General features: G+C 70.5%; 14 protein-coding genes and 2 tRNA genes. 10 read left to right on the top strand and 6 right to left on the bottom strand.

Translation table 11 applies throughout. The features are described 5' to 3' along the window. The 3 genes from LE181_RS22935 to LE181_RS22925 form a co-directional block, all read left to right on the top strand. The coding region (locus LE181_RS22935; RefSeq protein ID WP_225663378.1) for a MinD/ParA family ATP-binding protein at positions 1-1,015 on the top strand (1,015 nt) is incomplete at its 5' end. Further along, the gene (gene eccCb, locus LE181_RS22930; protein ID WP_225663377.1) at positions 1,012-5,004 is read left to right on the top strand and encodes a type VII secretion protein EccCb; all 3,993 of its coding nucleotides are present in this window, start codon (positions 1,012-1,014) and stop codon (positions 5,002-5,004) included. The genes LE181_RS22935 and eccCb, both read left to right, overlap by 4 nt. Then, positions 5,001-6,446, top strand: a complete 1,446-nt coding sequence (locus LE181_RS22925; protein WP_225663376.1) for a DUF6177 family protein — start codon at positions 5,001-5,003, stop codon at positions 6,444-6,446. The genes eccCb and LE181_RS22925 overlap by 4 nt, the downstream gene beginning before the upstream one ends. Before the next feature lie 59 nt (positions 6,447-6,505). Here LE181_RS22925 and LE181_RS22920 read toward each other — a convergent pair whose 3' ends face one another. Further along, positions 6,506-7,591: an acyltransferase family protein gene (locus tag LE181_RS22920; protein WP_225663375.1), complete on the bottom strand. Its 1,086-nt coding sequence runs from the start codon at positions 7,589-7,591 to the stop codon at positions 6,506-6,508. 256 nt (positions 7,592-7,847) lie between these two features. On the opposite strand from LE181_RS22920, the gene LE181_RS22915 reads away from it, so the two are divergent. Next, positions 7,848-8,042, top strand: a complete 195-nt coding sequence (locus LE181_RS22915) for a hypothetical protein (RefSeq protein ID WP_190110119.1) — start codon at positions 7,848-7,850, stop codon at positions 8,040-8,042. 95 nt (positions 8,043-8,137) lie between these two features. Here the strand turns inward: LE181_RS22915 and LE181_RS22910 are convergent. After that, positions 8,138-8,208 (bottom strand) — tRNA-Gly (locus LE181_RS22910). Positions 8,209-8,385: 177 nt separating this feature from the next. Between LE181_RS22910 and LE181_RS22905 the strand changes: the two genes are divergently transcribed. The 5 genes from LE181_RS22905 (at position 8,386) to clpX (ending at position 13,132) form a co-directional block, all read left to right on the top strand. Further along, positions 8,386-8,462: transfer RNA gene (locus LE181_RS22905), tRNA-Pro, on the top strand. Positions 8,463-8,606: 144 nt separating this feature from the next. Next, positions 8,607-9,965 (top strand): trigger factor, encoded by a 1,359-nt coding sequence (gene tig, locus LE181_RS22900; protein ID WP_225663374.1) that lies wholly within the window; start codon positions 8,607-8,609, stop codon positions 9,963-9,965. A gap of 333 nt (positions 9,966-10,298) precedes the next feature. Then, positions 10,299-10,904, top strand: a complete 606-nt coding sequence (locus LE181_RS22895) for an ATP-dependent Clp protease proteolytic subunit (protein ID WP_190110348.1) — start codon at positions 10,299-10,301, stop codon at positions 10,902-10,904. 53 nt (positions 10,905-10,957) lie between these two features. Further along, the gene (locus LE181_RS22890) at positions 10,958-11,626 is read left to right on the top strand and encodes an ATP-dependent Clp protease proteolytic subunit (RefSeq protein ID WP_184347458.1); all 669 of its coding nucleotides are present in this window, start codon (positions 10,958-10,960) and stop codon (positions 11,624-11,626) included. A gap of 219 nt (positions 11,627-11,845) precedes the next feature. Continuing rightward, positions 11,846-13,132: an ATP-dependent Clp protease ATP-binding subunit ClpX gene (gene clpX, locus LE181_RS22885; protein ID WP_086566545.1), complete on the top strand. Its 1,287-nt coding sequence runs from the start codon at positions 11,846-11,848 to the stop codon at positions 13,130-13,132. A 69-nt stretch (positions 13,133-13,201) separates the two neighbouring features. Here clpX and LE181_RS22880 read toward each other — a convergent pair whose 3' ends face one another. Then, positions 13,202-14,104, bottom strand: a complete 903-nt coding sequence (locus LE181_RS22880) for a hypothetical protein (protein ID WP_225663373.1) — start codon at positions 14,102-14,104, stop codon at positions 13,202-13,204. A 237-nt stretch (positions 14,105-14,341) separates the two neighbouring features. Here LE181_RS22880 and LE181_RS22875 point away from each other — a divergent pair, with 237 nt between their 5' ends. Next, complete coding sequence (locus LE181_RS22875; RefSeq protein ID WP_225663372.1) at positions 14,342-14,926, top strand: Uma2 family endonuclease; 585 nt, start codon at positions 14,342-14,344, stop codon at positions 14,924-14,926. 20 nt (positions 14,927-14,946) lie between these two features. Here the strand turns inward: LE181_RS22875 and LE181_RS22870 are convergent, their stop codons facing one another. The 3 genes from LE181_RS22870 to LE181_RS22860 form a co-directional block, all read right to left on the bottom strand. After that, positions 14,947-15,867 (bottom strand): hypothetical protein, encoded by a 921-nt coding sequence (locus LE181_RS22870; protein WP_225663371.1) that lies wholly within the window; start codon positions 15,865-15,867, stop codon positions 14,947-14,949. A gap of 90 nt (positions 15,868-15,957) precedes the next feature. Next, entirely contained in the window at positions 15,958-16,887 is a 930-nt protein-coding gene (locus LE181_RS22865; RefSeq protein ID WP_225663370.1) for a hypothetical protein, read from the bottom strand. 2 nt (positions 16,888-16,889) lie between these two features. Then, complete coding sequence (locus tag LE181_RS22860; RefSeq protein WP_225663369.1) at positions 16,890-17,849, bottom strand: hypothetical protein; 960 nt, start codon at positions 17,847-17,849, stop codon at positions 16,890-16,892. Positions 17,850-17,973 lie beyond the last annotated feature (124 nt).

Below are 17,973 nucleotides of genomic sequence, written 5' to 3'. Positions count from 1 at the left end.
CGCGGCGCCCGCGCACCCCGTCGCCGACGCGCCCCCGCAGCCCGTCGCGGCCACCCGGCCCGCGCCGCCGCCGCGGCCGCTGCCCACGCCCGTCACCATGGAGCTCCCGCTCCCCGACGAGCTGGTCAAGGGCAAGCCGCTGAGCGGTGACACCGCCGCCAAGCGGACCTCCCGCTCGCTGCGCCGCCTCGTCGGCTCCTCGGCCACCCGCGAGGTGGAGGAGGCGACGCGGGTCGCGCAGGCGCTGCAGCAGCCGCTCACCACGGGGCGTCAGATCGTGGTCACCAGCATCCGCGGCGGCGCGGGCAAGACCACCGTCACCGCGCTGCTCGGCCGCACCTACGCGCACTACCGCCAGGACCCCGTGCTGATGCTGGAGGCCGACGCCGCGCTCGGCACGCTCCCGGCCCGGCTCGGCGTCACCAAGGTGCGCTGGACCACGAGCGACCTCGCCCGGCTCCTCGATCCGTCGATGCAGCTCAACGACGTCGTGGGCTACCTCGTCCAGCTGCCCGACCGGGGCTGGCTGCTGCCCGGCAGCCAGGGCCGGGTCGGCAACCGGCTGGAGCTGGACGAGTACCGCTCCGCGATGGTCGCCCTGCGCCGCTACTTCGGCATCACCGTCGTCGACTGCGACACCCTGCCCAGCGAGCTGTCCCGCACCGCCCTGTCGGCGGCGCAGGCCCGGGTGCTGGTCACCCCCGCCACCGCCGAGGGCATCACCAGCACCCGCGCGGTCCTGGACTGGATGGCGTCCCTGTCGAGGCCGCGGATGCTGGAGGGAACCGTGGTGGTCGTCGCCGCGTCGTCCCCCCACATGACGCTGGACGTGACCGCCGCCCGGGAGCACCTGCAGCTCGACGGTGTGAAGGTCCTGATGCTTCCTTACGACCGGCACCTCGCCACCGGCGGCCGGATCCGCACCGACCTGCTCGGCCAGGTCACCCGCGAGGCCGTCACCGAGCTCGCCGCCGACGTCCTCACCCGAGCCATGAGCAGGCGAAGCACCCGATGAGCATCCGCATAGTCCACCGCCCCGCCCGGACCACCCGGCCCCTGGCGGACCCCGAGGCACGCACCATAGAGCCGCCGCCCAACCTGCCCGAGGGCAAGACGGGCGGCGCCCTGCACACCCTCATGCCCATCGCGGGCGTGATGAGCTCCGTCGTGATGATGACGGTCGTGCGCAACAGCCAGTTCGCCGGCCTCGGGGCGATCGTGCTGGTCATCACCGTCATCGGCTCGGTCGGCATGCTGCTGTCCCAGCGCGGCAAGGCCCAGCGCACCCGCCGCCAGCAGCGCGAGCGCTATCTGGAGTACCTGGAGGAGCTCCGCGAGGAGCTCGGCGCCGAGGAGCGCGCGCGCCGCGAGCGCGCCCGGCTGCTCGACCCGCCGCCCGAGGCGCTCTACGACCTCGTGCGCGACCCGGCCCGGCTCTGGGAACGCCGCCGCCTGGACGGCGACTTCCTCCGCGTGCGCGTGGGCACCGGCCGCATGCCCGCCCACCCCCTGACGGTCGGCCAGCAGACCGGCAACGTCCTCACCCCGCCCGACCGCTTCATGCTCAACGAGGCCGGCGCCCTGAAGAATCGGTTCTCCACGGCTGCCGACCTGCCCCTGACCATTCCCCTCGACCGCGCCGGCAACGTCAGCGTCGTCGGCGACCGCGAGGGCGTCCTGCGCGTCGCCCGCGCCCTGCTCACCCAGGCCGCCGTCACCCACGCCCCCGACGACGTCGCCTTCGCCCTCGCCTGCCCCGGCGAGCGCATGGCGGACTGGGGCTGGTTCAAGTGGCTGCCCCACACCCTCGCCCCCGACGAGCACGACGGGCCCGTCAACGCCCGCCGCATCGCCCCCGCCCTCGCCCCGCTCGCCCGGCTCATGAGCCGCGACCTGCGCGCCCGCGCCTCCTACGCCGCCGAGGTCCGCCGCGGCCTGTCCGGCAAGGACGCCCTGGAGATGGCCGGCCGCCTCCTCGTCGTCAGCGACGAATACGGCGAGGACGCCCCCGAACTGCCCCGCCCCGACGAGGCCGTGGGCCTACGGGAGATGGGCGTCACTGTGCTGCACCTGGTCGCCGAGCGCATCCAGGAGCCCGGCCACGTCTCCCTGCGCATCACCGTCGACGGCGACCGCGTCCACATCGAGGACCTGCGCCCTGCCGAACCCCTCACCTCCGAGGGCACCGCCGACCGCGCCACCGCCGCCGGCGCCGAGGGACTCGCCCGCCTCCTGGCCCCGCTGCGCCTGTCCGCCGAGTCCCTCGTCGACGCGCCGCTGTCCGGCCCCGTCGACTTCGCCGAACTCCTCGGCATCGACGACCCGGCCGCCCTCGACGTCGCCTCCCTGTGGCAGCCGCGCGGCGAACGCGCCTTCCTGCGCGTCCCCATCGGCGTCAGCGACAGCCGCGAACCCGTCCTGCTCGACCTCAAGGAGTCCTCCGAGCTCGGCATGGGCCCGCACGGCCTGTGCGTCGGCGCCACCGGCTCCGGCAAGAGCGAACTCCTGCGCACTTTGGTGCTCGCGCTCGTCGCCTCGCACCCGCCGGAGGACCTCGCCATGGTCCTCGTCGACTACAAGGGCGGCGCCACCTTCGCGCCCTTCGCCGACCTCCCGCACGTCGCCGGCGTCATCACCAACCTGGAGAACCAGGCCGGCCTCGTCGAGCGCGTCCACTCCTCCCTCGCCGGCGAGGTCCAGCGCCGCCAGCAGGTCCTCAAGGACGCCGGGAACATCGCCGACATCGGCCACTACGCCGCCCTGCGCGAGAGCCGCCCCGACCTCGACCCGCTGCCGCACCTCTTCGTCGTCATCGACGAGTTCGGCGAGCTGCTCACCGCCAAGCCCGACTTCATCGACCTGTTCCTGTCCATCGGCCGCATCGGCCGCTCCATCGGCGTGCACCTGCTGCTCTCCAGCCAGCGCATCGAGGGCGGCAAGCTCAAGGGCCTGGACACCTACCTCTCCTACCGGCTCGGCCTGCGCACCTTCTCCGCCGACGAGTCCCGCACCGTCCTCGACACCCCCGACGCCTTCCACCTGCCGCCCATCCCCGGCTTCGGCTACCTCAAGGTCGACACCAGCGCCTACGAGCGGTTCAAGGCCAGCTTCGTCTCCGGCCCCTACCGCGGCCCCGCGCTGCCCACCGAGGACGACGGCGGCCCCGTCGTCCTGCCCTACCCCGACTTCAACACCCTCGGCGAGCCCGAGACGGCCGCCGGCGACGCGGAACCGGCCATGCGCCACCGCAACCCCGGCCCCACCACCATGTCCGTCATCGTCGACCAGCTCCGCGACGCGGCCCGGCCCACCCGCGCCATCTGGCTGCCGCCGCTGCCCAGGGCCATCGCGCTGGACGCCTCCGCCGGCCCCGTGCAGGCGGGCGCCCGCGGCATGCAGCTGGCCGTGCGGCCCGGCCTGCTGAAGGTCCCGCTCGGCATCCTCGACGACCCCGCCAAGCAGTGGCAGGGCCAGTGGATCCTCGACCTCACCGTCGCCGGCGGCCACGCCGCCGTCATCGGCGGCCCCCAGTCCGGCAAGACGACCCTGCTGCGCACCCTCGCCCTGTCGCTGGCCATGACCCACACCCCGCGCGAGGTCGGCATCTACGGCCTCGACCTGGTCGGCGGCGGCCTCGCCGCCCTCTCCGGACTCCCGCACGTCGGCGGCATCGCCGGCCGCGCCGACCGCGAGCGCGCGGCCCGCACCGTCGAAGAGGTGCGCGGCATGCTCGCCGAACGCGAGGAACTCTTCCGCGAGCACGGCATCGACTCCGTCGAGCGGCTGCGCGAACTGCGCGCCGAGGGCCGGCTGCCCGAGCTGTCCTCCACCGAGATCGTGCTCGTCATCGACGGCTTCGGCGCCCTGCGCGACGACTTCGAGGACATCGAGGACGCCGTCACCGACCTCCTCAAGCGCGGCGGCGGCTACGGCATCCACGTCGTGGCGTCGATGCTGCGCTGGAACGACGTCCGCATCGCCACCCAGGCCACCTTCGGCACGCGCGTCGAACTGCGCCTGAACGACCCCGGCGACAGCAGCATCGACCGCAAGCTGGCCGAGACCCTCGCCCCCGACGAGCCGGGCCGCGCCCTGACCGACGGCAAGCTGTTCGCCCAGACCGCACTGCCGCGCATCGACTCCCTGGCCTCCACCTCCGAGCTCGGCCCGGCCGTCGAACAGGCGATCACCGTCATCCGCTCCTGCTGGTCGGGCGACGGCGCCCAGCGCGTCCGCGTCCTGCCCGCCCGCATCCCGGCCGCCTCCCTCGCCTCGCCGACCGCCGAACCCAACCGGGTGCCCATCGGCCTGGACCAGACGGCGCTCGCGCCCGTCCTGCTCGACCTGTTCAAGCGCGACCAGCACCTGATCATCCTGGGCGACAGCGAGTGCGGGAAGACCAACCTGCTGCGCCTGGTCACCCAGGGGCTCATGGACCGCTACTCGGACGAGGAGATCGTCTTCGCGGTCATGGACCCCCGCCGCGGCCTGCGCAAGCTGGTGCCCGAGGAGTACCGCGGCGGCTACGCGCACAACTCCAAGCTCTGCGGCGCCCTGGCCGCCGGCATCGCCACCGAGCTGGAGAAGCGCATGCCCGACGACCTCGCCGCCCAGGACGCCCTCGCGTCGGGCACCTGGTACTCCGGGCCGCGCATCGTCATCCTGATCGACGACTACGACATCCTCACCACCGCCGGCCAGCAGCCGCTCGCGCCCTTCCTGCCCTACATCCCCTCCGCCCAGGACATCGGCCTGCACTTCGTCGTCACCCGCCGGGTCGCCGGATCCTCGCGAGCGCTGTACGAGCCGTTCCTGATGACGCTGCGGGAGAGCGGCACCACCGCGGTCGTCATGACCGGCGACCGGCAGGAGGGCCAGCTCTTCCCGGGCGTCTACGCGGCCGCCCAGCCGCCCGGCCGCGGCACGCTCGTCCGCCGGGGCGAGGCGACACGGCTGATCCAGACGGCTCTGGCCGAGGACGAGGGGGACAAGGACACCCGATGACCAAAGACGTGATCGCGCTCACCGAGCGCATTCCCGACACGGCGGCCATGCTGGCCGGCCTGCTGGCCGGCGGCCCCGACCTGCACGTGCAGACCATCGGCGAGGGGGCCGTGGTCCAGCTGTGCGACGCGCAGGGACGGCCGCTCGTCTCGATCGAGGCACCGCTGCTGCTCCAGGTGCCCGGCGAGGCCGCCCGCCTCCTCGGGCCGGAGGCCGAGCCGCCCTCCGGCGCGGCATGGTGGATCGAGGCCCGCGCCGCCACGTCCGTACCCGAGGCCGAGGCGCTCGCCGGCCTCTTCGCGGCCCGCATGGCCATGATGCTGGGCGGCAGCGTCTGGCCGCCCGACGCCCCGGGCACCGACGACCCCGCCCAGCCGCTCGACACCTCCGGCATCACGGCCGTCCCGGCCCCCGCGGCCGCCCAGCCCGCCGTCGACATGCTCACCGAGCGCGCCGCGATCGTCCTCCAGGACCGCCCGCTCATCGCCCTGACCAGCTGGCTGTCCGAGGCGCTGCGCGCCTGCCTGGAGAGCGACCGCGGCCTGCAGATCGTCACCCCCGGCCACTGCCGCATCTCCCCGGCCCTGCGCTCGGTGCTCGACGCGCCCACGCGCTGGGTCGTCCAGGACGAACGGTGCGGCTACTACGACGGGACGTCCGGCGCGGTGCTGCGCTGGGAGGACGGCGCGTTCGTACCCGACCGCGACGAGAGCGGCGAGACCCCGGTCGCCGAGGCGTTCGCCGACCTGCGGCCCACCGACGACCGCCGGCTCATCGTCTCCTTCCGCACCGTCCACGCGCCCGAGGCCGACCTGGTCCTCGGCGGGGCGCTGGAGACCGCCTGGCAGAAGCTGACCGGCGCCCCGCCGGCCGGCTGGAGCACGGCGGAGCCGGTGAACGTGCCGTGGTCGCGGCGGCAGCTGACCGACCTGGCCTACGAGCGCGCGCCCCGGCCCACCTGGACGGTCGTCGTCGGCACCCCCGACCGCCCGGCCCTGGCCACACTGCGCGTCCTGCGCACGCCCCGCGGCGTCGAGGAGGACGTCACGCTCACCCTGGGCTACGGCCCCGGCGAGGAGCCGCCCCTGGAGGCCCTGCCCGCGCTGGCGGACGAGCTCGTCACCCGGTACGGCCTGAGCACGCTGATGTGCCAGCTGCGCGAGGCCGGCCGGGACCTGAGCGTTCCGCCCCGGCTGGAGCAGCCGCCGGTGCCCGTCGGCTTCGCCCTGGGCGCCGAGGAGGTGCGGGAGACGGGCCGGGCCCACGCGGCCCGTACGCCGCTGCCCCAGGCCCCCGTACGGCTCGGCCCGGCCGCCCGTCCCGGCTACTACTACGCGCTCGGCGACGGGCAGGACGCGCAGGGCGGCTGGGAGGCCCTGCAGACGCTCACCCACTACCTGCGCTCGGGCGGGGAGGACACCGCCGCCGCACCGGCGGGCTGACGACGTACGGGGCGGGGCCGCGACCGGATCACCGGTCGCGGCCCCGCTCCCGTCGGGCCTCACTTCGCGGGGGAGCGGAACGCCCAGTCCATCCGCGGCTCCACGACGCAGCGGAACACCCGCCGCACCGGCGGCGTGCACAGCGCGGTCATCACCGCGATGGCCAGCACCGTCACCAGGACCTCGCCCACCGGGCGGCGGATCCACTCGGCGGCGTCGTACCACTCCCACCAGCGCGAGAGCTTGATCAGGAAGCCGTGCAGCAGGAACCCGTAGAGGGTTCCGCCGCCCAGCGCGGTGAACCACACCGTCCGGCCCGGCACCCAGGCGAAGAAACAGGCGGTGAGCACCGCCGCGAGGGCGAAGAGGGCGAAGGTCATCACGGGTGCGGCCCAGACGGGCTCGTGCAGGTTCTGGACGCTGTCGTTGTGGAAGACCCACTCGTCCCCGTTCTCCAGCCGCGGCGCCAGCCAGTAGACGCCCGCGACGGTGGCCGCGAACACCGGTACGGCCGCGATCCGCACCCAGCGCCGCCGCACCAGCTCGAAGTGCGAGCGCTTCATGTGCAGCCCGATGACGAAGTACGGCAGGAACTGCAGGACGCGCTGGAGGTCGAAGTCGCTGCCGATGTCGGGGGAGCAGGCGGCCAGGACCGCGATCGCGAAGGCGACGGGCACGGGCCGGCGCAGGGACTTCCAGAGCGGAGTGGTCAGCCGCCAGACGAACAGCGCGGCCAGGAACCAGTTCAGGTACCAGGGGTTGGTCAGCGAGATCGGCTCCGGGGGTTCGTCCTCCGCCCAGTGCTGGAAGTAGGTGTAGGCGACTTCGAAAACCACGTACGGCACGGCGACGCCCGTCACGAGCCGTTTGACCTTGGCCGGGCTCATGTCGAAGCCGCGCGAGAAGTAGCCGGATATGAGGATGAAGGCCGGCATGTGGAAGGCGTACACGGTGAGGTAGAGCGCCGTCGCCGCGCGGCTGGTGTAGGTGAGCGGCTGCCACGCGTGGCCGAGGGCGACCAGGACGATCGCCAAGTACTTGGCGTTGTCGAAGAAGGGGTCGCGCCCCGTGGGGGCGGGAGCGCCGGCTGGTGCTGCGGGGCCGGGCGCGGTGACCACCGTGGCAGGGGTGGCGGTGGGGGACATTCGAGGCACCCTAGCGGCGGACGGCGGGGCGTGAAAGCCCTCCCCAAAGGCTGCTTCCGCAGTCCGATTACTGCTCCGTCCGCATGGAATCCGTCCGGAACCCGACGGGAAGAACCCCTGGTAATACCCCGATGAATCGTCACAGCACCTTCCACGGCGCCGAGTTGGTGGCACGATGGGTGCGAGTGGGGGGTGTGCGGAAGGGCACGGCTCCCGGGGCCCGGCCAGGCGTCGTCGAGCGAAGGTGTGATCAGTCGTGGTCGTTTCTCTGTCCGTGGTGCTGCTTCTGGCCATCGTTCTGGTGGTGATGATCCGGAGTAACAACATCAAGACGGGGCCCGCGATCGTTGCCGCCCTCTTCGGCTTCTTCCTCGCGTCCACGGGCATGGCGCCCTCGATCACGAGGTTCCTGAACTCGCTGGCCGAGACGATAAGCAACATCAAGATCTAGCCGGGCCCCCGGCGGCAGAGCCCCGTGACCCGCGGCACCGCAAGGCCCCGGGAACGCAGCGACGCCCCCGGCACGGGGCCGGAGGCGTCGGACGGAGCGGGCGACGGGAATCGAACCCGCGTAGCCAGTTTGGAAGACTGGGGCTCTACCATTGAGCTACGCCCGCGCGCGCCACGGACCGCCCCTCGGGCGACGTGGCACGGTGTGCATCGTAGCGGGTCGAAGCGGTGCGTCGCACATCACCCCGGCGCACGGGCCGGCCCACGGTGATCCGGGGACGGGTTTCCCCTTCGATAGCGGCCTGCAGGACCCTCGCGGCCATGTACCCTACGTCTCGCACCGACGGGGTGTGGCGCAGCTTGGTAGCGCGTCCGCTTTGGGAGCGGAAGGTCGTCGGTTCGAATCCGGCCACCCCGACCAGCAAGATCACATTGTGGGGCCCATCCTGCTTGCGGTTACTATGCAAGCTGCGCGTCTGTGTGTCTCTCTACCGGGCGCGGTCCGCTGAGATCAGCATCCGCTGAACAGCAGAAACCCAGAAGTCAGCCCCAAGGAGACCGAACCGTGAAGAGCGCCGTGGAGACCCTGAACCCGACTCGGGTTCGGCTCACTGTCGAGGTGCCCTTCGAGGAGCTCAAGGCCAGCCTCGACGCGGCGTACAAGAAGATCAACCAGCAGGTCACGGTGAAGGGCTTCCGCGCGGGCAAGATCCCGGCGCGCGTCATCGACCAGCGCTTCGGCCGCGGTGCCGTGCTGGAGGAGGCCGTCAACGACGCGCTTCCGAAGTTCTACACCGAGGCGGTCAACGAGGCCGACCTGAACCCGCTGGGCCAGCCCGAGGTCGACATCACGGAGCTGAAGGACGGCGAGCTGCTGGCCTTCACCGCCGAGGTCGACGTCCGCCCGACCCTGGAGATCCCGGACTACTCCGGCATCGAGGTCACCGTCGACGCCGTCGCCGTCAGCGACGAGGACGTCGAGAAGTCGGTCGAGCAGCTCCGCGAGCGCTTCGCCACGACCTCCCCGGTCGAGCGCGCCGCCGCCGAGGGTGACATCGTCACCGTCGACCTGGAGGCCAAGGTCGACGGCGAGGTGCTGGAGGACGGCGTCGCCGCCGACGTCGACTACACCATCGGCTCCGGCCAGCTGCTGGACGGCATCGACGACGCCGTGAAGGGCCTGGAGGCCGGTGCCTCCGCCACCTTCACCTCCCAGCTCAAGGGCGGCAGCGCCGAGGGCAAGGACGCCGAGATCAAGGTCGACGTCAAGGCCGTCAAGGCCCGCGAACTGCCGGAGCTGGACGACGACTTCGCCCAGATGGCCAGCGAGTTCGACACGCTGGAGGAGCTCAAGGCCGACAGCCGCAAGCGCCTTGAGCGGATGAAGAAGTTCGACCAGGCCACCCAGGCCCAGGAGAAGGTCCTCGACGAGCTCATCAAGCTGGTCGAGGTCCCGATGCCCGAGAAGCTGCTCGCGGACGAGGTCAACACCCGCAAGCACAACCTGGAGCACCACCAGCTCGGCCAGATCGGCATGACGCTCGACAAGTACCTGGAGATGCAGGGCAAGTCGGCCGAGGAGTTCGACGCCGAGCTCAAGGAGCAGGCCGAGAAGGGCATCAAGACCCAGTTCATCCTCGACGAGATCGTCAACAAGGAGAAGGTCTCCGTCGGCCAGGAGGAGCTCACCGAGCACCTCATGCGCCGTGCGCAGTCCTCGGGCATGAGCCCCGACCAGTTCGCGCAGGCCGTCGTCGAGCAGGGCCAGGTCCCGATGCTCGTCGGTGAGGTCGCCCGCGGCAAGGCCCTCGCGACCGTCGTCGAGGCCGCCACGGTCAAGGACTCCGAGGGCCAGGTCGTCGACCTGGAGGACGACGAGGACGAGGCCACCGAGGCCGCCGCCGAGGAGCAGAACGAGGGCTGAGCCCCGCCCCTCTCCTGAGGCACGCCTCATCCGAGGTTCCACGGACGGGCCCGGACACCGAGCCCCCCGCCATCCGGCGGAGGGGCCGGGGTCCGGGCCCGTCCGCGCACCCGGGACCGCTGCGCGGCGGGGCCGAACCTGCGCTCAGAGCGAACAGTTACGGATGCGGGATGGCGGCTGCCGACCAGCGCGTTAGGGTCCGTAGATACGAGGGCAGGGGAGACATGGCAGCACGCCGGAGCAGTGCCGGCGCGCCACCCCCCGGTCCCCAGAGAAGACGCGGAGACGGCCCGTTGCCGTCAGAGACGAGCAGGTGGATACGTGACGAATCTGATGCCTTCCGCCGCCGGTGAGATCGCCATCGGTGGTGGCCTCGGCGACCAGGTCTACAACCGGCTGCTCGGGGAGCGGATCATCTTCCTGGGTCAGCAGGTCGACGACGACATCGCCAACAAGATCACCGCGCAGATGCTCCTCCTGGCCGCGGACCCGACCAAGGACATCTACCTCTACATCAACAGCCCCGGTGGCTCGGTCACGGCCGGCATGGCCGTCTACGACACCATGCAGTACATCCCGAACGACGTGGTCACCATCGGTATGGGCCTCGCCGCCTCCATGGGCCAGTTCCTGCTGACCGGTGGCACCCCCGGCAAGCGCTTCGCGCTGCCCAACACCGACATCCTCATGCACCAGGGCTCCGCGGGCCTGGGCGGTACCGCCTCCGACATCAAGATCCAGGCCGAGCAGCTGCTCCGCACCAAGGACCGCATGGCGAAGATCACCGCCCTGCACACCGGCCAGACCGTCGAGACGATCATCCGCGACGGCGACCGCGACCGCTGGTTCACCGCGGAGGAGGCCAAGGAGTACGGGATCATCGACGAGATCATCACGCACGCCTCCGGCGTTCCGGGCGGCGGCGGCACCGGGGCCTGACCCCCGGCAGCACCCGTCAGCAGCCGTATCCCAGCCCACCGACCGCCATCAGGATGGTGAACACCCGCATGAACATCTCGTCCCCCAGCGGCCTCTACACCGGCCCGCAGGCCGAGGCTCGTTACGTCGTCCCGCGCTTCGTCGAGCGCACGTCGCAGGGCGTCCGTGAGTACGACCCGTACGCGAAGCTCTTCGAAGAGCGCGTGATCTTCCTCGGCGTGCAGATCGACGACGCCTCGGCCAACGACGTCATGGCGCAGCTGCTGTGCCTGGAGTCGATGGACCCCGACCGCGACATCTCGATCTACATCAACAGCCCCGGCGGTTCCTTCACGGCGCTGACGGCCATCTACGACACGATGCAGTTCGTGAAGCCGGACATCCAGACGGTCTGCATGGGCCAGGCCGCCTCCGCCGCCGCGATCCTCCTCGCCGCCGGTACCCCGGGCAAGCGCATGGCGCTGCCCAACGCCCGCGTGCTGATCCACCAGCCCTCCAGCCAGACGGGCCGCGAGCAGCTCTCCGACCTGGAGATCGCCGCCAAGGAGATCATGCGGATGCGCACCCAGCTGGAGGAGATGCTGGCCAAGCACTCCACCCAGCCGATCGAGAAGATCCGCGACGACATCGAGCGCGACAAGATCCTCACTGCCGAGGACGCGCTCGCATACGGCCTGGTCGACCAGATCGTCTCGACGCGCAAGTCGTCCGTGGCGGTCTGACCGGTCCCATCCACCGGTCGGCCGGCTCCGTCCGGCCCACCGCGCCGGCCGGCCCGTCCGGCCGGTCCGGTCCCGGCCACCGTGCCGCCGACGACGGGCCCTCCCTTGGCCGAGTAGGGCCAAGGGGGGCCCGCACGGGGGGCCCGGCAAGGTACCGTCGATAGGCAAGCACCCGGGTCCGCAGAGCAAGGCGGATCCCAGGCGAAGGGGAAGCACCTCGTGGCACGCATCGGTGACGGCGGCGACCTGCTCAAGTGCTCGTTCTGCGGCAAGAGCCAGAAGCAGGTGAAGAAGCTCATCGCGGGTCCTGGTGTGTACATCTGCGACGAGTGCATCGACCTCTGCAACGAGATCATCGAGGAGGAGCTCGCGGAGACCTCCGAGGTGCGCTGGGAAGAGCTTCCCAAGCCCCGGGAGATCTACGAGTTCCTGGAGGGCTACGTCGTCGGCCAGGAGGCCGCGAAGAAGGCCCTCTCCGTCGCCGTCTACAACCACTACAAGCGTGTCCAGGCCGGCGAGAACGGCGGCCACAACCGCGACGACGGCATCGAGCTGGCCAAGTCCAACATCCTGCTGCTCGGCCCCACGGGATCCGGTAAGACGCTGCTCGCCCAGACCCTGGCCCGCATGCTGAACGTCCCGTTCGCCATCGCCGACGCCACGGCGCTGACGGAGGCCGGCTACGTCGGCGAGGACGTCGAGAACATCCTCCTGAAGCTGATCCAGGCCGCTGACTACGACGTCAAGAAGGCCGAGACCGGCATCATCTACATCGATGAGATCGACAAGGTCGCCCGAAAGAGCGAAAATCCGTCGATCACACGGGACGTGTCGGGCGAGGGCGTCCAGCAGGCCCTGCTCAAGATCCTCGAAGGCACCACGGCCTCCGTCCCGCCCCAGGGCGGCCGCAAGCACCCGCACCAGGAATTCATCCAGATCGACACGACGAACGTCCTGTTCATCGTGGGCGGCGCCTTCTCCGGCCTGGAGAAGATCATCGAGTCGCGGGCGGGCGCGAAGGGCATCGGCTTCGGCGCCACGATCCGCTCCAAGCGCGAGATCGAGGCGAGCGACCAGTTCCAGGAGGTCATGCCCGAGGACTTGGTGAAGTTCGGCATGATCCCCGAGTTCATCGGCCGCCTTCCGGTGATCACGAGCGTCCACAACCTCGACCGCGAGGCCCTGCTCCAGATCCTCGTCGAGCCGCGCAACGCCCTGGTGAAGCAGTACCAACGCCTCTTCGAACTCGACGGCGTGGAGCTGGACTTCGACCGCCCGGCCCTGGAGGCCATCGCCGACCAGGCCATCCTGCGCGGCACGGGTGCGCGCGGCCTGCGCGCCATCATGGAAGAGGTCCTGATGTCGGTGATGTACGAGGTCCCGTCCCGCAAGGACGTGGCCCGTGTCGTCATCACGGCGGACGTCGTCCAGTCGAACGTCAACCCGACGCTCGTTCCGCGCACGCGCGGCAACGAGCCGGGGGAGCGGCACGAGAAGAGCGCGTAGCGCGTCCGGGGTTTTACGGAGAGGGGCGGTCCGGCTTGATGCCGGGCCGCCCCTGGCGTCTGCCCGGGCTCAGATCTCGTCGTCGAAGATGTCTTCGGCCTTGGAAACGGTGCAGGCGCGGTCCAGCCAGTCCGCCAGGATGTCCATGTAGGTGCAGGACATGACGCGTTCGCTGACCTCGGGCGTGATGGGGATTCCTCGGGTCTCCAGTACGCGCAGCACCGACTGCGCACGTTCCTCCACCCGCCCCTCTGCCCGTCCCTTGGCTTCGCCTTCCAGGAACGTCTTCTCGATGAGGGTTCCACGTCCGGGGAAGTAGGTGCGGGGCATGAGGTTCCTCCAGATGTCTCCTGCCGGGGTTTCCCCCAGGCCGATTTCCAACAGTTCCGAGTAGTACGCGACGGAATCCTCGTCGGCCGTTGCCAGGGCACGTGCCAGCGCCTCCAGTATGGCTGGAGCTTCGTTACCGCGGGCGTGAGTCATGGCCGAGAACGTCGCCAGCGCCAGGTTCCGGGCGGCCCGGTCCGGATCGGTGATGACCGGAACGTTTCCGGGCCCGAGGACCAAAGGGTGCACGGACAGCGAGGTCCAGCCCTCGGGGCCGAGCCGGAAGGGACCGGCTGCCCATTTGGCCGTCGCCTTCTCGTGGCAGACCACGAGAAGGAGAGCGGGGCAGCCGTACTTCGCCGTCAGAAAAGACAGGTAGTACGCCCAGCTGACCGCCTTGACCGGGTCGCGGCGTCCTTGCGCCTCGATCGCGAGGAGAAAGCCGTTGCTGCCGTCGGGTGGCTCGATGCGCAGCACGCTGTCCACGCGCCGCTCCAGCGGTCTGATCTCGGTGGCATCCCCCGTGAGTACCTCCACGGATGCCTTCGCCGGAAACGGCACGTCCAGGAGCCGGAACACCGGTGCGAGCAGCTCCGGGCAGTCCTGGAAGATCCTGTGTGCCGCCTCATGATGTGAAGTGACCATGGTCCGAAGTTAGGAGCGCGGGCAGGGGTGCGTCCGTTGATCGGTGGCCGATCACTCGTTCGAGCGCCTGAATCGTTCGCCAGTTCCATGGGGCTGGAGTTCATCGCCCACTAGCGCACGGCCTCGGTGGCGAAACGGTTCACTCTGCGTGAGAACACCTGATCGTGGCTATCGTGGGTGCAGGAGCGGCCGCCGACCATGACTCTGGTCCTGGAAGGAGGCGCTGTGATGACTCTGATGGATCACGACATTGCCGAGGACATCATGAGGGGCAAGCCCGATCACGATCTGCTGCGCTTTCTGGACAAGATCCCCGAGCTCGACGAACTCAAGATCGAGCTCATTGACGGAAAGATCGTTATGCAGGCTTCGGCAGCACCGCTTCACAATCTCATCGTCGGCGATCTGGCTTTCCAGTTCAGAAGCAACGACTGGGTGGCACTTCCCGAGCAGGCCCTCATCTCGGAGCGATCGGGCTTCGAGCCGAAGCCCGATCTCACCATCACCACCGCCGATGAGGTGGCGGACAACCGCAACCCGTTCCCCACCGACCGGACACCGCTCGTGATCGAGGTCGTGTCCTCGGACAGGACCAGCGACTACCTCAAGAAGCGCCTCTGGTACGCCATCAGCAGGATCCCGCAGTACCTCCTCATCGACCCCTACGACGGCATCTGCACGCTGCACTCCCGGCCGCAGGGGGCGGACTACCGCGTGTTGGAGATGCACGAGTTCGGCGAGCCGATCAAGCTGGCCGAGCCGTTCTCCTTCGCGCTGGACACCACGAAGTTCAGGCTGTACCCGCCCAAGCTGCTGCCTTAGCGGCAGGGCGGGGCCGGGGCCTACTTCGGGATCTCGACGCGCGTCTCCGTGCGGACCTTGGCGGTGAGGTCGGCGGCGATGTTCAGCGGGACGTCCTTGCCGGCGACGGCCGCCGAGGCGTCGGTGAGGATGATGACGCCGACGGTGCTGCGGTCGGCCCAGAAGCAGATCGGCATGGTGACGCCGGTCGGGAACTTGCTGTTCGTGTACTTGGCCTGCTGGCACTTCATCACCGCGCCGTCCAGCCCCGCCGGGGAGACCTTCTCCGGGCTGCCCACGAGCTCGACGGTGCCGCCGCCCTGGGCGGCCTGCTTCTTCTTGCTCGCCGCGAAGAAACCGTCCACCACCCGCTCGGGATTCGAGACCTTGCCCCACGCGCCGCTGAACTGCAGGTACCGGCCGCTCTCGCCGTCGCCGGCCTGGTAATCGGCACCGGTGGTCTCCGCATCGGCGACCCCGAGCATCCGCAGCTCGCTCATGTCGTTGGAGTCGAAGCCGTCGCCGGGGTCCTTGAGGTCCTTCTTGAACTCGCCGGCCACCGTGTCGGGCGTCGTCAGCTTGTACCGCTTGCCGCCGTCCGGTACGGGGCTCTGACGGCTACTGCTGCTACTGCTGCCGTGACCACCGTCCCGGCCCGCGAGCAGCAGGAAGCCGCCGCCCGCAATGGCACCCACCAGCACGAGCACGCCGATCGCGACGGCTATCGCCTTGCCCGGGCCACCGCCCTGCGGCGGCACCGGCGGCGGGTACGGCCCGGGCATCCCCGGCTGCTGCCCCCACCCGTACGGCTGCGGCTGGGGCTGCGGCTGCCCGTACGGACCGGGCTGCTGCGGGTACCCGTAGCCGGGCTGGCCCTGCTGCGCCGGCGGCTGCCCCCAGGGGTTCGGCTGCTGGGGCGGCATCGGCGGCTGGCCGTACGGGCCCGGCTGGTGGTGGCTCATTCTGGTTCCCCTGAGGCTTCGGACGACGGACTGACCGGTGCAGGTCAACCCGCGAATCCTGCCACGCCGCCCCAGGGGCCCTCGTACCGGCTACTTCGCCTTGCGCACCTCGTTGCGGACCTTGACCGTGGTCTCGGACAGCTCCTTGGCGGACAGGACGGTGCCGGTGCCGGCTGCGGCGGTCGTGACACCGGTCATGCCGCCGGACGTGCCGCCGGACGTGCCGCCGGACGTGCCGCCGGTCGAGACCTCCGCGGACTTCACCACCCGGTGCTCGACGACGCCCACCGCACTGCCGTCGCCCCAGATGCAGGTGCTGATGTCACTGAAGGACGAGCTGCTGAGCGTGCTCTTGACCCGCTGCGTCTTGCACTTGAGGGAGACGCCGTCGAAGCCGGCCGGACGGTACGCCGTGGTCTCCGTGACCGTCTCGATGCGGTCCTTGTACTTCGCCTGGGCCCGCTCCATGTCGGCGAACAGCGCGTCCACGGTCTTCGCCGGGTCGGCCAGCTCTCCGTAGATCGCCGTCACCTTCAGCCGCTGCTTCTCGGCGTTCTCGTAGGACGCCTTCTTGCCCGTCCCGTTGAGGATGCCGAATTCCTTGGCCTTCGGGTCGTTGCTGAGGTCTTCCGTGTCCTTGCTCGACGACAGGCTGGTGTTCTTGGTGTACTTCCCGCCCAGCAGCGTCTGCGGCATCTCGATCGTGTAGGCCGCCATCTTGGCGGGGACGCCGCCGCCACCGTTGTCCCCGCCGCCGTTGCCGCCGCTGTCACCGGCACCGGTGAAGAAGAGGACCCCGCCCACGATGGCGCCCACGACCAGCAGGGCGCCGATCGTGATCGCGACGGCCTTGCCCTTGCCGCCCCCGCCCTGGGGCGGGTAGGGGCCGTACGGCCCGGGGGCCTGGGGCGGGCCCCAACCGCCGGCAGCCGGCTGCTGGGGGTAGCCCTGGGCGTAGGGGTTCGGCTGCTGGGGCGGTATCGGCGGCGGTCCGTACGGGCCCGGCTGGGGGTGGCTCATCCCTACTTCTCCTTGCGGACCTCGTTGCGGACCTTGACGGTGGCTTCTGAGAGGTCCTTGGCCGACATGACGGTGCCGGTGGCCGCGCCGGCGGCGGCGCCGTACGGGCTGTTGCTCTTCGAGATCTGGTGCGAGACGGAACCGATCGCGCTGGTGTCGGACCAGGCGCAGGTCGTGGTCTCCGTCTCGGAAGAGATGTTGCCGAAGGAACTGATGATCTTCTGAGTCCTGCACTTCATCACTGCGCCGTCGAAGCCGCTCGGTGAGAACTCGGCCCAGGGAGCGATGGTCTCGACCTTCGCGTTCATCGATCCGAGAAGCTTCTTCTGCTGCTCGTCGCCCAGGGAGATCACAGTGTCGAGGGACTTCTCCGGGTCGGCGATCGTGCCGTACGTGCCGCCGACGGACAGGACCTGCTTCTCGGCATTGGTGTAGCTCTGGTTCACCGACGTGCCGTTCTCGATGCCGGCGGCCTTGGCCTTCTCGTTGTCGGCAAGGCTCTGCGGCTTGTTCTGGGTGCCGGCGGGCGTCGGGGTCTTCGTGAACTTCCCCTCCAGCAGCGTCTCCGGCATCACCATCGTGTAGGGCTTCACATCCCCGTCACTCCCGCCGTTCAGGAAGAACATCGCCCCGCCCACCAGCGCACCCACGACCACCAGCGCGCCGATCGTGATCCCGATGGCCTTGCCCTTGCCGCCGCCCTGGGGCGGCACCGGCGGGGGGTACTGGCCCGGCACGCCCGGCTGCTGGCCCCAGGCTCCGGGGGTCGGCTGGGGCTGGCCCCAGCCGCCGGGGGCCGGCTGCTGCGGGGCGCCGTACGGCGGGGGCGGGGGCTGCTGGCCGTACGCCGGGGCCGGGGCCGGGGGCTGCTGGGGGTAGCCGTAGCCGGGCTGACCGTAGGGGTTGGGACCCTGCGGGGGCTGAGGGGGCTGGCCGTAGGGGCCCGGCTGGTTGAAGCTCATCGGGGGGTTCCTCTTCGCTGGGACGTCTCGCAATGGTTTCGCGCCATCCTTCCCGATGGCTTACTCCGGCTTTACCTCGGGTACGCAACGGTTTCGGAACAGTGGTAGTGGGGCCGCAGGCACC

Origin of the sequence: Streptomyces sichuanensis (assembly GCF_020328095.1) — a bacterium.
Taxonomy (GTDB): Bacteria; Actinomycetota; Actinomycetes; order Streptomycetales; family Streptomycetaceae; genus Streptomyces; species Streptomyces cinnamoneus.
Note: the sequence above shows the minus strand (reverse complement) of the source record. Positions and strands in the feature narration are given on the sequence as shown.